We start from the raw sequence: 13229 nt of genomic DNA, 5'->3' as shown, positions 1-13229 counted from the left end.
GCATATAAAGCGTTTCGGATAGGTTTCCCCATAAAGGTCTGCGATCTAGATTCAAACCGTGAATGGAATGCGCCCGCGTGGGCGTCGGGAAAATAAAGGGTGATCTGACATGTTCAACCGCCAACACAAATCCGACCTGCTGGAAATCGAACGTTTCTCCTGCGCCCTTACCGAAGCCAAAGCCAAATTGGCCGCCATCAGCCGTTCCATGGCAATGATCGAGTTTGATCGCGACGGCATCGTGCTGGATGCCAATGAAAACTTCTGCAAGACCATGGGCTACCGCGCCGAAGAAATTCGCGGCAAGCATCACCGGATTTTCTGCGAAGAGGCCTACACCCACACCGATGCCTACGCCAAACTCTGGCGCGACCTGGCGCGGGGCGAGCCCCTCAGTGGCACCTTCATGCGGTTGAACAAGCATGGCCAGGAAGTGTGGCTGGAGGCCAGTTACATGCCGGTAATCGGTGCCGACAACCAGGTGCAGAGCGTGATCAAGGTGGCCTCGGACATCTCGGCGCGGATTCACCGCGAGCATGAAAACCAGAGCCTGATCGACGCCATCGGCCGCTCCATGGCGGTCATTGAATTCACCCCGCAAGGCCAGATCCTGAATGCCAACGACAACTTCCTGAAGACGGTGAAATATTCCCTCAGTGAAATCGTCGGCCAGCACCACAGTCTGTTTTGTCATCGCGGTGAGACCGATTCGCCGGCCTACAAGGCATTCTGGGCCTCGCTCAACCGCGGCGAATATCACTCCCACCGGTTTGAGCGCAAAGATAAATTCGGCCAAACGCTGTTCCTGGAAGCCTCCTACAACCCGATCTTCGATGCCAACGGGCGCCTGTACAAAGTGGTGAAGTTCGCCAGCGACATCACCGACCAGGTCACCACCTTGCGCACGGCTGCCGACTCGGCTCACGCCACCTCGGTGCAAAACGACGCCTGCGCCCGCAAGGGTTCGGAAGTGGTGCAGCAGACCGTGCAGATCATCGAAGAAATTTCCCGTGACCTTAACGAAGCGGCCGTGAGCATCGACGCAGTGAGCAAGCAGTCGGACATCATCGGCACCATCGTCCAGACCATCCGCGGCATCGCCGACCAGACCAACCTGCTGGCGCTGAACGCCGCAATCGAAGCGGCCCGAGCGGGCGAGCATGGGCGCGGGTTTGCGGTGGTGGCGGATGAGGTGCGCAGCCTTGCGGCGCGAACCAGCCAGGCGACGATCGAGATTGTGGATGTGGTGCGCAAGAACCACGACCTGTCGATCAGCGCGGTGTCGAGCATGCAGTCGAGCCTGAGCCGCACGGGGCTTGGGGTGGAGCTGGCGAATGAGGCGGGGCAGGTGATCCTGGAGATTCAGGAAGGGTCACGGCATGTGGTGGATGCGATCAGTCAGTTCAATTCCACACTGCAATTGCAGTAACACACCGTTATGGCCGAGAAATAACCTGTGGCGAGGGAGCTTGCTGTGGCGAGGGAGCTTGCTCCCGCTGGGCTGCGAAGCGGCCCCAAAATCCTGGGAGCGCTGCGCACTCCAGCGGGAGCAAGCTCCCTCGCCACAGCAGCTCCCTCACTCCAGCAAGTTCCCTGACCAGGGTTTGTATTGTCAGCGCTTAGATCGCAGCCAGGGTCTCTTTCACGTTCTGCGCCTGCGGGTCAGCGGTCTTCGCCGCTACCTGCTGCGCCTGCTGCTCCTTCAGGCGTTCTGCAACTTCCTTGGAAATAGCATCCTGCTTGTCCTGAGGCATGTTCTTCACATCATCCTCGGTCAAACCCTGTTCCTTGAGCAGTTGCTCGCGGATGCGCTCAGCCGGGCTTTTTTTCATGTAGTCGGTGAAGTCACTGCGGGCCGACGTGGTGGAGTCAGTCTTGGCCGTATCGGTGGTCGAGGCGGTTGCGGTGGTGGCTTGCAACTGCACACGGGTCTTGGCGAAGGCGGCATTGATGTTGTCGGCAGTGGCGTCGGCCGCTGCCTGTGTGGTCGATACAGTCGTAGTGCCCTGTTGCACGTTTTGCGCAGCACCGCTGTACAGCGCGCTGGCCGCGGCGTTGGCCGGGTCCATGTCTGCGCGCTTGATGCGTTGGATCGTCGACTGAGCCTGGGGGTTGTTGTTGATCAGCATGATCAGGACACCTGTGGATGTGGGCGGTGCCACAGGTGGAGCAATTAGCGTGCCCAGTGGTATGGCCCCGTGTTTACGGGGCTTTTGGCCGCTACCGTCGGCAAGCGTTGGCGTGCCGCCGGCCATTGTTTGCCGCTAGTGGGCAATGTTCTCCAGCGCCAGGTTGCGGGTGCGCGGGCCGAACCAACTGATGGTGATCATCACGATCAACATGCTGCTGGCGATAAACGCCAACACGCCGGGCGTGCCGAGGTGTTCGAGGATCACGCCGATCAACAGGCTGCTGAACACCGTCGACAACCGGCTGAACGAATAGCAGAAACCCACCGCCCGGGCGCGGATGTTGGTGGGGAACAGTTCGCTCTGGTAGGAGTGATAACTGAAACTCAGCCAGGCGTTGCAGAAGGTGATCATCACCCCGCAGATCACCAGGCCCACGGCGGTGGTTTGCAGCGCGAACAAACTGCCGAAGATCACCGCGCCGAGCGCCGATCCGACAATCTGCCATTTGTTCTCAAACCGGTTCGCCACCTTCACAAACAGCAGCGGCCCCAACGGGTAGGCGAGGGTGATAATGAAGGCATAGCCCAGGCTGTGAGTGACGCTCACGCCCTGGCCCGAGAGCAGCGCCGGCAGCCAGTTGCCGAAGCCAAAAAAGCCGATGGCCTGGAACACATGAAACACAATCAGCATCAACGCCCGGCGCCGGTACGGCGGTTGCCAGATATCGGCGAAGCGCCCTTGGCCCTGCACGCTGACGGCTTGCGGTTCCGGCTCATCGAGTGGCTTGCCGTGGTCTTTCCGGCAGCGCGCTTCGAGGTTGTCCATGATCTGCCCGGCTTCGTCGAAACGGCCTTTTTGTGCGAGCCAGCGCGGCGATTCCGGCAGGCGTTTGCGCAGTTGCCAGATAAACAGCGCAAATACCGCACTGCTCACCACTACCCAGCGCCAGCCGGAAATCCCGAACGGTGCCTGGGGTACCAGCCACCACGACATCAACGCCACCGCCGGCACCGACAGGAACTGGATGAAAAACGCAAAGGCAAACGCCGAGCTGCGCATGCGCTTGGGCACCAGTTCCGAGAGGTAGGCGTCGATGGTCACCAGTTCGATGCCTAGGCCGATGCCCACCAGGAAGCGCATGCAGATGATGCCCAGGGCGGAGGTCTGGATACCCATCAACACGGTGGCGACGGTGTACCAGATCAACGCAAAGGTGAAGATCGCCCGGCGCCCGTAGCGGTCGGCAATCGGGCTGAGCAGGCTGGCGCCGAGGAACAGGCCGAGAAAGGTCGCCGAGGCAAAGGCCGCCTGGTCGGAGAAGCCGAATACGCCCTGGCTGCCGGTGTGGAAAATTCCGTCACTGATCAGGCCGGGGCTGATATAGGCAGTCTGGAACAAGTCATACAGCTCGAAAAAGCCGCCAATCGACAGCAGCGCCACCAGGCGCCAGACAGTGGCTACGGCGGGCAACCGATCAATGCGCGCGCTGATGTGCGCGGCGCGGATCGGGTCGATACCGTCTGCAAGAGAGGGTGAAGACATGGGCAGAAGACTCAGTAAGTGATCGGGATCTCGAATTCCTGGAACGCATCATCCACCGGTTGGTAACCCAGCACACGGGTTGTTTCGCTGAGGTCCAGGCGTTTGAAACGGTTATTGGAAATGCCATGGGCGATCAGGTGTTTCACCCCGATGGTTTCCACCGAGCGTTGCAGCAGTTGCACGGCGTCGCGGGGGCTGAGCCAGGCGCTGAGGTCGCGGGCGTTGTTCAGGTCGTGGGTTTCGGGGAATTCAAACGCACCGATGCGCAGGGCGATGGTGGAGAGCGGGGTTTTGGCCGCGTAAAAACCGCACAGGGCTTCGCCGTAGCATTTGCTCACGCCGTACAGGTTGGCGGGCAATACAGGCATGCCCGGCGTGATCTGCCGGTCTACCGGGTAGCCTTCGATGGTCTGGGCACTGCTGGCGAACACCAGGCGCTTCACACCTGCGGCCACGGCAGCTTCGAACAGGTAGGTGGTGGCCAGGATATTGTTGGGCAACAACTCGTCGAAGGTCGCGCTGGCGTGGGGGATGCCCGACAGGTGCACGATCACGTCAATCCCGTCGAGCAGGGCGGCGAGGGCGGTTTTGTCGCTCAGGTCGGCGGGGATGAAACGGTGCTCGCCGAGGGCGAAATCCGGCTCGATGCGGTCTGTGAGGGTGAAGCGGTAGCGGTCTTTCGAGGCTTCGAAAAACGTCTTGCCGATGCGGCCGCAGGCGCCGGTGAGTAGTACGTTGAGTCCGTTCATTGTGTAGTCCTTGTTTTTAGTTGTGGCCGTCGAGGGCGAAGGTTTTGAAGCCGGGGCGTTGGCTGAGGGTTTCGTAGTAAGCGCTGACCGCCGGGTAGGACGGATGCTCCATGGGCGTCATCCACCAGCGGTGCACCGACAGGCCGATGAGGATGTCGGCGAGTGTGAAGTTGTTACCGGCGACGTAGGCGCCGGTTTTGATCAGTTGCTCTTCAAGCAGGCCCATCTTGTCGTTCCAGCTTTTTACCCCGGCTTTGATGCGTTGCGGGTCCTGGTAGTCCGGATTCTTGCGTACCAGAGCGTGGAAGGCGTAGCCCCACGACGGGTTGAGTTCGGTGGCTTGCCAGTCCATCCATTGCTCGACCCTCGCACGGGCGACCGGCTCGGTGGGCAACAGGTCGTGGCGTTGGTGCAGGCTCACGAGGTAGCGGCAGATGGTGTTGGATTCCCACAGCACGCCGTTGTCGTCGATGATCACCGGGACTTGGGCGTTGGGGTTCAGGGCCAGGAATTCGGGGGACTGGGTGGAGGCGAAGCCGATGCCCCAGTCTTCGCGGTCGTAGGGGATATCCAGTTCCTGGCAGGTCCACAGGACTTTTCGCACGTTGATGGAAGAAGTGCGACCGAGGATTTTCAGCGAATGGCCCATGGTGCTTTCCAGACGAGGGTGAGAAGGCAGGGGGCAATTTAGCAGGGGCCAGAAGGCACGGCGAGGGTGTTAAGTGGGCAGGATCAAAAATGTGGGAGCGGGCTTGCTCGCGAATGCGGTGTATCAGTGATGGAAAGCTCGGCTGACACACCGCATTCGCGAGCAAGCCCGCTCCCACAGTTTGACCGCGTGCGGTCTGTTAGATCAGTGGTGATTCCAGGTCCATCAGCTTGCCCATCAGCAATACGCCCAACTCACTCAACTGGTGAATCGCCAATGCGGTGTCGCGGTCTTTGCCGGTGAGTTCATCAGACAGGTCGAGCAATAACGTGCTGACCGAGGAAAACGTCTCGTAGCTGTTGGCGATCAGGCTTTCGCTGCTGGCGTCGGGGCTGACGGTGAATAAGGAAGGAGGATTGGGAGTAACTTTGAACATAAGCGTGACCTCTATCTGGGCCATCACCTGATCGCTACTAAACGAAAGGGTGGCGGCTGCACGCAGGTTAGTAGACCGGCAAAGTCACACAAAAATCCGGCGCGCCACAAGGGCGCCCTGCGCACAGCCACCATCAAGCACAGACACGTAAGTCTGATAGATGAAGCTCATGCTCATTCTGTATGACTGTCCAGGCTACTAAACCCGATCACTGAGAAATTCAGCGACCGGGCAACCTTAGAGAGCCCTACCCAGGCGCACAAGCCGGCGGATTCTGACGTACCTGTAGGTAACGGAGCAAGGCGCTGCCATCAACACCAGCCACTTCCTACAGCTACCGCCTAGGTACTCTCGCGCACCTTCAACTCAAACCCCATGTCCACCACCGGCCGGGCGATATTGTTGCCGGCCATCACCGTCAGCAAATGCTCTGCCGCGCGCCGGCCAATGGCTTCACGCGGCGTACTGATGCTGCTCAGTCGCGGCACCATGAACGAGGAGGAGGGCAGGTCGTTGAAGCCCAGCACCGAGATCTGGTCCGGCACCTTGATGCCATGGCGCAGCGCTTCCAGCAACGCACCCTGAGCCAGGTCGTCGTTGCCAAAGAAGATCGCGTCCACGTCCGGATGGCTGGCCAGCAGTTGCAGGAACAGCTCACCACCCAGGCCCAGCGACGATGGCCGTGGCGTCAGCACTTCGAGTGCCGGGTCGTACAACCCCGCCTGCTGCAACGCCCGGCGAAAGCCTTCACCGCGCAACAACGTGCGCTGGTCCAACTGAGCGCCAATGTAGGCCAACCGCTTGCGCCCCCGTGAGATCAAATGCGCCGCCGCTGTTTCCCCGGCGTTCAACTGCGAAAATCCTACGCAGTTCAGTCCGGCGCCCGGGTCCAGGTCCATCATGTACACACACGGCACATTGCTCGATTCCACCATGCGCCGGGCACTTTCCGTACGGTCAAACCCGGTCAGCAGCAAACCCCGTGGCTGGTAGGCCATGTAGTTGCGCAGCAGGTCTTCTTCTTCGTCACGGGAATAGTGGGTGTTGCCGATCAGCACTTCAAAGCCCTTGGGCCGCAGCACCTGGTGGATGGCTTCCAGGGTTTCGATAAACAGCAGGTTGGACAGTGACGGCACCAACACCACCACCGACTGGCTCTGGGCAGATGCCAGGGCACGGGCGGCCGGGTTGACCACGTAGCTCAGTTCGGCAGCGGCTTTTTGTACTTTTTCCACCAGTTCGGTGGCCACGGTGCTGATGCCGCGCAAGGCCCGGGAGGCGGTAATCGGGCTCACGCCAGCCAGGCGGGCCACTTCATTGAGGGTAGGGCGGCCCGTGGTGCGGGTATTTTTATCGTTCTTGGGAGTCATCAGGCGGCTTGCCAAACAAAAATCGAGGCACTAAGGTAGCGCTGTCTCCAAGACCCTGCAAATTCTTGAACGTCGGGATGCCTGTTCCCGTTCAAACCTTTGGAGCAGATGCACGCGTCACTCCATAAAAATGACAAGACGGCGCGGGAAAAGCCTGTTTTTGCACTAGCCTTACAGCGTGCAAAGGTAGCGCTATCTGCGTCTTGAGGTGTTTCATGAGTCAACCTGTTACTGCCCTCGTGATCATGGGTGTTTCCGGCTGTGGCAAGTCCAGCGTCAGCGAGGCCCTGTGCCTGCTGAACGGCGCCACCGCCATCGAAGGCGACAGCTTTCACCCCGCCGCGAACATCGAGAAGATGAGCGCCGGCCATCCCCTTAACGACGAAGACCGCGCCGGCTGGCTCGACATCCTGTGCGATGAGCTGCGCCGCTCGCTCAAGGCCGGCGAGCATCCGGTGCTCACCTGTTCGGCCCTGAAGAAGAAATACCGCGACCACCTGCGCGAAGCCGCGCCGGGCCTGGGGTTTGTGTTTCTGGAGCTGACCCGCGAAGTCGCCGCCGACCGTGTATCCCATCGCCCCGGCCATTTCATGCCGGCCAGCCTTATAGACAGCCAGTTCGCCACCCTGGAATCCCCGGTGGGCGAGCCGTTGACCCTGGCCCTCAACGCCAGTGAAGACAGCGTTGAAGAACTGGCCGAGCAAACCAATGCCTGGTGGCTCGAACACGGCTTTGAACCAAACAAATAATTTTTTGCCGGACAAGATAGCGCTGTCCGCCTGCACTGAATTTTTTACCGGCTTTAATAACAACAACAAACAGGAGAGACCCCCATGTTTGGCTTGTCCCACGATACCTATCTGCTGCTCGATGCAGTGGTGACCATCATCGGCCTGATCGTGTTGATCACCCGGTTCAAAGTCCACCCGTTCATTGCGCTGATCATCGCCGCAGGCTTTCTCGGCCTGACCTCGGGCATGCCCGTGGACAAGATCATCAAGGCCTTCCAGGACGGCTTCGGCGGGGTGCTCGGCTTTGTCGGGATTATCCTCGCGCTGGGTACGATGCTCGGCAAGATGATGGCCGATTCCGGCGGTGCCGATCAGATCGCGCAAACCCTGGTGCGGGCCTTCGGCAAGGAGAAGGTGCAGTGGGCAATGATGTTCGCCGCGTTCCTGGTGGGCATTCCGCTGTTCTTCGAGATCGGTTTTGTGTTGCTGATCCCGCTGGTGTTTATCGTCGCGCGCCGTACCGGTGTGTCGCTGATCAAGATCGGCATTCCGCTGCTGGCCGGCCTGTCGGCGGTGCACGGCCTGGTGCCACCGCACCCGGGCCCGCTGCTGGCGATCGGCGTGTTCGGTGCCGACATCGGCAAGACCATTCTCTACGGCCTGATCGTCGCGCTGCCTACGGCGATCATCGCCGGCCCGCTCTACGGTTCGTTTATCGCCAAGTACATCCCGGGCAACCCGTCCCAGGAACTGGTGGACCAACTGGCCAGTGAGCAACCGGAATCCAAGACCCTGCCGAGCTTCAGCATCACCCTGATCACCGTGCTGTTGCCGGTGTTCCTGATGCTGCTGAAAACCTTCGCCGACGTCGCCCTGCCGGACGGCCACGTGATCCGCAACTGGATGGACATGATTGGTCACCCGATCACCGCCTTGCTGCTGGCCTTGCTGTTGTCGCTGTACACCTTTGGCCATCGCCAGGGCATTGGCTCCAAGCAAATCCTCAAGCTGCTCGACGCCAGCCTGGCGCCGACGGCTGCGATCATCCTGATCATCGGTGCCGGTGGTGGCTTCAAGCAGATGCTGGTGACCAGCGGCGTGGGTGATGTGATCGGCCATATGGCGGTGACCGCGCAGATCAACCCGATCCTGCTGGCCTGGCTGGTGGCGGCGGTGATTCGTGTGGCTACCGGTTCTGCCACCGTGGCGACCATTACCGGTGCAGGCATTGTGGTGCCGGTGGTGGGGATGATCCCAGGGGTGAACCGCGAGTTGCTGGTATTGGCGACGGGGGCGGGCTCGCTGGTGCTGTCTCACGTCAACGATGCGGGGTTCTGGCTGGTGAAGCAGTACTTCAATATGACCGTGGCCGAGACGTTCAAGACCTGGACAGCGATGGAGACCATCCTGTCGGTAGTGGCGTTGGGCTTTATCATGTTGCTGTCACTGGTGGTCTAGGCGGTAAGTGATCGTTCCCACGCTCCGCGTGGGAACGCATCCTGTGACGCTCCGCGTCACAAGCGGACGCAGAGCGTCCAAGGCGGCATTCCCACGCAGAGCGTGGGAACGATCATTCCTGCCGTTGGATCGGGTCAGGCGTCAGCTTTCTTGACCAGCCCATCCGCCCGGAACATCGCCCGGATGCCCCGCACCGCCTGGCGAATCCGGTCCTGGTTTTCGATCAGTGCAAAGCGCACGTGGTCGTCACCATACTCACCAAAGCCAATCCCCGGCGACACACACACCTTCGCCTCAAGCAGCAGCTTCTTGGCAAACTCCAGCGAACCCATTGCGGCGTACGCCTCGGGGATCTTTGCCCAGACGTACATCGACGCCTTCGGGTTCTCCACCATCCAGCCCAGCTCATGCAGGCCTTTCACCAGCACGTTACGGCGCTGGCGGTACTGCTCGGCAATGTCTTTCACGCACTGCTGATCGCCTTCCAGCGCCGCAATCGCTGCGACTTGCAGCGGGGTGAAGGTGCCGTAGTCGTGGTAGCTCTTGATCCGCGCCAGGGCGTTGACCAGTTCCGGGTTGCCCACCATGAAACCAATGCGCCAGCCGGCCATGTTGTAGCTCTTGGACAGGGTGAAAAACTCCACCGCGATGTCCTTGGCGCCCGGCACTTGCATGATCGACGGAGCTTTCCAGCCGTCGTAGACGATGTCGGCGTAGGCCAGGTCATGCACCACCAGCACGTCGTACTGCTTGGCCAGGGCGATCACCCGTTCGAAGAAGTCCAGTTCCACGCACTGTGCGGTGGGGTTGGACGGGAAGCCGAGGATCATCATCTTCGGCTTGGGGATCGAGCCACGAATCGCACGTTCCAGCTCAGCGAAGAAGTCCACCCCCGGAATCAGCGGCACCGAACGCACCTGGGCGCCGGCAATCACGGCACCGTAGATGTGAATCGGGTAGCTGGGGTTGGGCACCAGCACCGTGTCGCCCTGGTCCAGGGTGGCCAGCATCAAGTGCGCCAGGCCTTCCTTGGAACCGATGGTCACGATGGCTTCGGTTTCCGGGTCGATGTCCACTTCGTAGCGGTCTTTGTACCAGCGCGAAATCGCCCGGCGCAGCCGCGGAATGCCTTTGGAAGTGGAGTAACCGTGGGTGTCTTCGCGTTGGGCGACGGTGACCATTTTTTCCACGATGTGCGGTGGCGTGGCGCCGTCCGGGTTACCCATGCTCAAGTCGATGATGTCTTCGCCGCGCCGACGCGCAGCCATCTTCAACTCGGCAGTGATATTGAACACGTAAGGGGGGAGTCGATCTATGCGCGCAAAGCGGCGCGGCGAACGGGGTTCGGCCATTGTTGCCTCGAAATACGTAAGCGCCCGGAACCGTCCGAGCGACGTCGGCCACTGCGGTGGCCTGCGGGGCAGACAATACGGTCGGTGATGGCCAATTGTCCAGATGCTGTGGGAAAAATTTCTGTTTGGAGTGCGACGGGGATATGCCCCTATACTCGACGCGGGTTTGTTCCCTCATAAGAAGGAGACTGTTCAGATGGATCAACAGACAAAACTGCCGTTACAGCCGCGCATGGAAGAGGGCAAGGCCCTGGTGATCGCGGGTGTGCAAGGGCGTTATTCAAAGGCCACGATTGGCGATATTCCCAAGTTGTGGGCGTTGTTCAACACCTGTTTCAAAGACATTAAAAAGCGCGTTGGCGGCGTGACCTACGGCGTGTGCCACAACGCCAAACACGGTGAATTCGACTACCTGGCGGGCATCGAGGTGCCGGCCAAGGGCGATGTACCGAGCAACTTCCAGTCGATTGAAATCCCGGCCCATCGCTATGCCGTGTTCCCGCATTTTGGCCCGGTGCAGGCGCTGGCGCAGACCTATGAACGCATCATGTTCGAATGGCTGCCGGCCTCCGGGTACAAGGTGGTCGGGGCTGATTTTGAGCGCTACAGCGCCGATTTCGATGTGGGTAAAGGCACGGGCTCCGTGGAAATCTGGATCCCGATCAACGCCGAATCCGCCTGACCGCGCCACCGGCAGGAGCGAGCACGTTCGCTCCTGCAATGGCCTCTCAATACAGCGTGGCCTTGACCCGCTCCGGCATCTCGCGGTCATAGGCTTCGGCGTCGAACGCCCCATCATTCAAGCGCTTGTGAAACGCCCCGGCGGAGGGCAGTGCCGAGCGATCCAGATGCTTTTCCGGGTTCCAGCAATCGGAGCGCACAAAGGCTTTGGAGCAATGGAAATATGCCGCCTCCACCTGCACCAGAATCACCGAACGGGCCGCTTTGCCATTTACCGCAAAGCTCTCCAGCAACTCAGGCTCGATGGAAATCTGCGCCCGGCCATTGACCCGCAACGTCTCGCCAATGCCCGGGATGATGAACAGCAACGCTATACGTGGGTCCACCACCAGATTGCGCAGGGTGTCGAGGCGGTTATTCCCCGGCCGATCCGGAATCGCCAACGTGCGCTCGTCGATGATTCGTACAAAACCTGGCACGTCGCCACGGGGCGAACCGTCGATGCCGTCCGGGCCGGATGAACTCACCACCACCAAGGGTGACGCGCGGACCATGGCCTGGTAATCCTCGTTGAGAAACGGGATTTCCTTGCGCACGGCCCGTTCGTGGGGCAGGCCGTAGAGGGATTCGAGTTGTTCCAGGGTTGTTAGCATCTTCACCAGCTCCTTATTGTTTAAAACACCCACGCCAACCGGCGCTCATACCCAATCCGCCCCTTATACGCCTCCCCGCTGTCCACCCAACCCTGCTGCAAATACAGCCCCATCGCCGCCACATTGTCCGTGTCCACCGACAGCTCCAGCGCCTTGATCTGCGGCCAAACCAGGCGCGCGGCGGCGGGGAGGGCTTGCAGGCAGGCTTTGCCAAACCCCAGGCCTTGCTGATGGCGATCGACTTGCAACGCATGCAGCGTGGCGCTGTGTTCATCCGCCCAATGGGGCAGGCAGGGTGGGCGTTTGAGCAGCAGGAAGGCCACGGGAATCTCGTCGGCGAGTAACGCAAAGCCTGCCACGCCAGGGTTCGGATTGACCAGCAGGGTGTTCAGCGCACAGTAGATATCGCCGGAAAAACCCAGTTGTTCGGGATGCACTTCCAGGGCGTTGAGTTGCTGTTGTTGCAGGGCAGTCAACGTCTGATAGGCGACGAGGCGGGTTTCCATCGGCGTAGCATCCGAAATCCTACAAAGAAGCGCGGATTTTAGCGGGTTTGCGGTAGTCGCAATTATTTTTTGCGGGACTGTCGATTGGCCCGGGGCTCAGTCGACTAAGGGTGTCTTCAGTGATTTTTCCCGCAAGGAGTATTGCCATGAGCACCGCAATCAGCAGCTTGATCGAACAATGGAAACAGGCGGTCACCGCCAAGGATGTCGAGAAGATTGTCAGCTTTTACGCCGACGATATCGTCGCGTTCGACGCCGTTAGCGCCCTGCAGTTCAAGGGCAAGGCCGCCTATCAGGCGCACTGGAAGGCGTGCATGGAGTTCTGCCCGGGCCCTGGGGTCTTTGACTTCCATGAGATGCGTATCGTCGCCGGCGATAACAGCGCCTTTGCCCACTGGCTCGCGCACTGTGGCGGCACCGGGCCCGACGGCGTACTCAAGACCTGCTGGATGCGCGTCAGCGCCGGCTACCAGCGCGTTGGCGGCGAGTGGAAAGTGGTGCATGAACATTGGTCGGCACCCTTCGACATGGAAACCGGCGCCGGTCTGTTCGACCTGAAACCTTGAGCGCCGCGAACTATAGTCAGTTGTCCGAAAACGGAGAATCCCATGAAATACCTCTGCCTGATCTATAGCAACGAACAGGTGCTGCACGATTCGCCCGACAGCCCCAAGGACCCGGAATGTTTCGCCTATGGCCAGTCCGTGCAGGCCAGCGGGCGCATGCTCGCCGCCGAGCCGCTGGAGTCGGTGAGCACCGCCACCACCGTGCGCATGCGCAATGGCAAGTTGTCGATCACCGACGGGCCGTTTGCCGAAACCAAGGAGCAGCTCGCCGGGTTTTACCTGATCGAAGCCAAGGACCTGAATGAAGCGATCCAGGTGGCCGGCGGCATACCGGCGGCTCGGGTCGGCAGTGTGGAAGTGCGCCCCGTGCGTGAATTGAATCTCTGATCACAACAATAAAACCC

15 protein-coding genes and 1 pseudogene are annotated in these 13229 nt (G+C 60.4%); 7 read left to right on the top strand and 9 right to left on the bottom strand.

Annotated features, from left to right (window positions below; genetic code table 11):
* Positions 1-109 precede the first annotated feature (109 nt).
* Together HX801_RS32290 and HX801_RS32285 are read left to right on the top strand one after the other, a co-directional pair.
* Positions 110-838: pseudogene (locus tag HX801_RS32290) on the top strand (PAS domain-containing protein); the annotation flags it as partial.
* Positions 839-856: 18 nt separating this feature from the next.
* Positions 857-1429 (top strand): methyl-accepting chemotaxis protein, encoded by a 573-nt coding sequence (locus HX801_RS32285; RefSeq protein ID WP_371132976.1) that lies wholly within the window; start codon positions 857-859, stop codon positions 1427-1429.
* A 190-nt stretch (positions 1430-1619) separates the two neighbouring features.
* Here HX801_RS32285 and HX801_RS13535 read toward each other — a convergent pair whose 3' ends face one another.
* The 6 genes from HX801_RS13535 to HX801_RS13510 all read right to left on the bottom strand — a co-directional run bounded on the left by HX801_RS13535 (position 1620) and on the right by HX801_RS13510 (position 6881).
* Complete coding sequence (locus tag HX801_RS13535) at positions 1620-2129, bottom strand: hypothetical protein (protein ID WP_008431614.1); 510 nt, start codon at positions 2127-2129, stop codon at positions 1620-1622.
* A 135-nt stretch (positions 2130-2264) separates the two neighbouring features.
* Entirely contained in the window at positions 2265-3674 is a 1410-nt protein-coding gene (locus tag HX801_RS13530; protein ID WP_087693167.1) for an MFS transporter, read from the bottom strand.
* A gap of 11 nt (positions 3675-3685) precedes the next feature.
* Positions 3686-4423, bottom strand: coding sequence for an NAD(P)-dependent oxidoreductase (locus HX801_RS13525; protein WP_177019374.1), 738 nt, complete (start codon positions 4421-4423; stop codon positions 3686-3688).
* A 16-nt stretch (positions 4424-4439) separates the two neighbouring features.
* Positions 4440-5072: a glutathione S-transferase family protein gene (locus HX801_RS13520; protein WP_177022232.1), complete on the bottom strand. Its 633-nt coding sequence runs from the start codon at positions 5070-5072 to the stop codon at positions 4440-4442.
* Between the two features lie 199 nt (positions 5073-5271).
* Positions 5272-5508, bottom strand: coding sequence for a DUF6124 family protein (locus tag HX801_RS13515; RefSeq protein WP_134327205.1), 237 nt, complete (start codon positions 5506-5508; stop codon positions 5272-5274).
* 341 nt (positions 5509-5849) lie between these two features.
* Positions 5850-6881, bottom strand: coding sequence for a LacI family DNA-binding transcriptional regulator (locus HX801_RS13510; RefSeq protein WP_177022249.1), 1032 nt, complete (start codon positions 6879-6881; stop codon positions 5850-5852).
* Between the two features lie 212 nt (positions 6882-7093).
* Here HX801_RS13510 and HX801_RS13505 point away from each other — a divergent pair, with 212 nt between their 5' ends.
* Together HX801_RS13505 and HX801_RS13500 are read left to right on the top strand one after the other, a co-directional pair.
* Positions 7094-7627, top strand: coding sequence for a gluconokinase (locus HX801_RS13505; RefSeq protein WP_087693163.1), 534 nt, complete (start codon positions 7094-7096; stop codon positions 7625-7627).
* An 84-nt stretch (positions 7628-7711) separates the two neighbouring features.
* A complete protein-coding gene (locus HX801_RS13500) occupies positions 7712-9067 on the top strand; it encodes a GntP family permease (protein ID WP_008431626.1) in 1356 nt (451 codons plus the stop codon).
* Between the two features lie 134 nt (positions 9068-9201).
* Here HX801_RS13500 and alaC read toward each other — a convergent pair whose 3' ends face one another.
* Positions 9202-10419 (bottom strand): alanine transaminase, encoded by a 1218-nt coding sequence (alaC, locus tag HX801_RS13495; protein ID WP_003213096.1) that lies wholly within the window; start codon positions 10417-10419, stop codon positions 9202-9204.
* Between the two features lie 196 nt (positions 10420-10615).
* On the opposite strand from alaC, the gene HX801_RS13490 reads away from it, so the two are divergent.
* Complete coding sequence (locus tag HX801_RS13490) at positions 10616-11101, top strand: GyrI-like domain-containing protein (RefSeq protein ID WP_008431629.1); 486 nt, start codon at positions 10616-10618, stop codon at positions 11099-11101.
* A 46-nt stretch (positions 11102-11147) separates the two neighbouring features.
* Here the strand turns inward: HX801_RS13490 and HX801_RS13485 are convergent, their stop codons facing one another.
* A complete protein-coding gene (locus HX801_RS13485) occupies positions 11148-11753 on the bottom strand; it encodes a pyridoxamine 5'-phosphate oxidase family protein (RefSeq protein ID WP_063027754.1) in 606 nt (201 codons plus the stop codon).
* A 20-nt stretch (positions 11754-11773) separates the two neighbouring features.
* Positions 11774-12259 (bottom strand): N-acetyltransferase, encoded by a 486-nt coding sequence (locus tag HX801_RS13480; RefSeq protein WP_134327202.1) that lies wholly within the window; start codon positions 12257-12259, stop codon positions 11774-11776.
* A 146-nt stretch (positions 12260-12405) separates the two neighbouring features.
* On the opposite strand from HX801_RS13480, the gene HX801_RS13475 reads away from it, so the two are divergent.
* Complete coding sequence (locus HX801_RS13475) at positions 12406-12825, top strand: nuclear transport factor 2 family protein (RefSeq protein WP_003213104.1); 420 nt, start codon at positions 12406-12408, stop codon at positions 12823-12825.
* A gap of 42 nt (positions 12826-12867) precedes the next feature.
* Complete coding sequence (locus HX801_RS13470) at positions 12868-13212, top strand: YciI family protein (protein ID WP_003213107.1); 345 nt, start codon at positions 12868-12870, stop codon at positions 13210-13212.
* Positions 13213-13229: the final 17 nt, after the last annotated feature.

The sequence above is a fragment of the Pseudomonas sp. G1002 genome, assembly GCF_013385455.1.
Taxonomy (GTDB): domain Bacteria; phylum Pseudomonadota; class Gammaproteobacteria; order Pseudomonadales; family Pseudomonadaceae; genus Aquipseudomonas.
The sequence above is the reverse complement of the archived record's forward strand: the minus strand, read 5'-3'. Positions and strand labels throughout refer to the sequence as shown.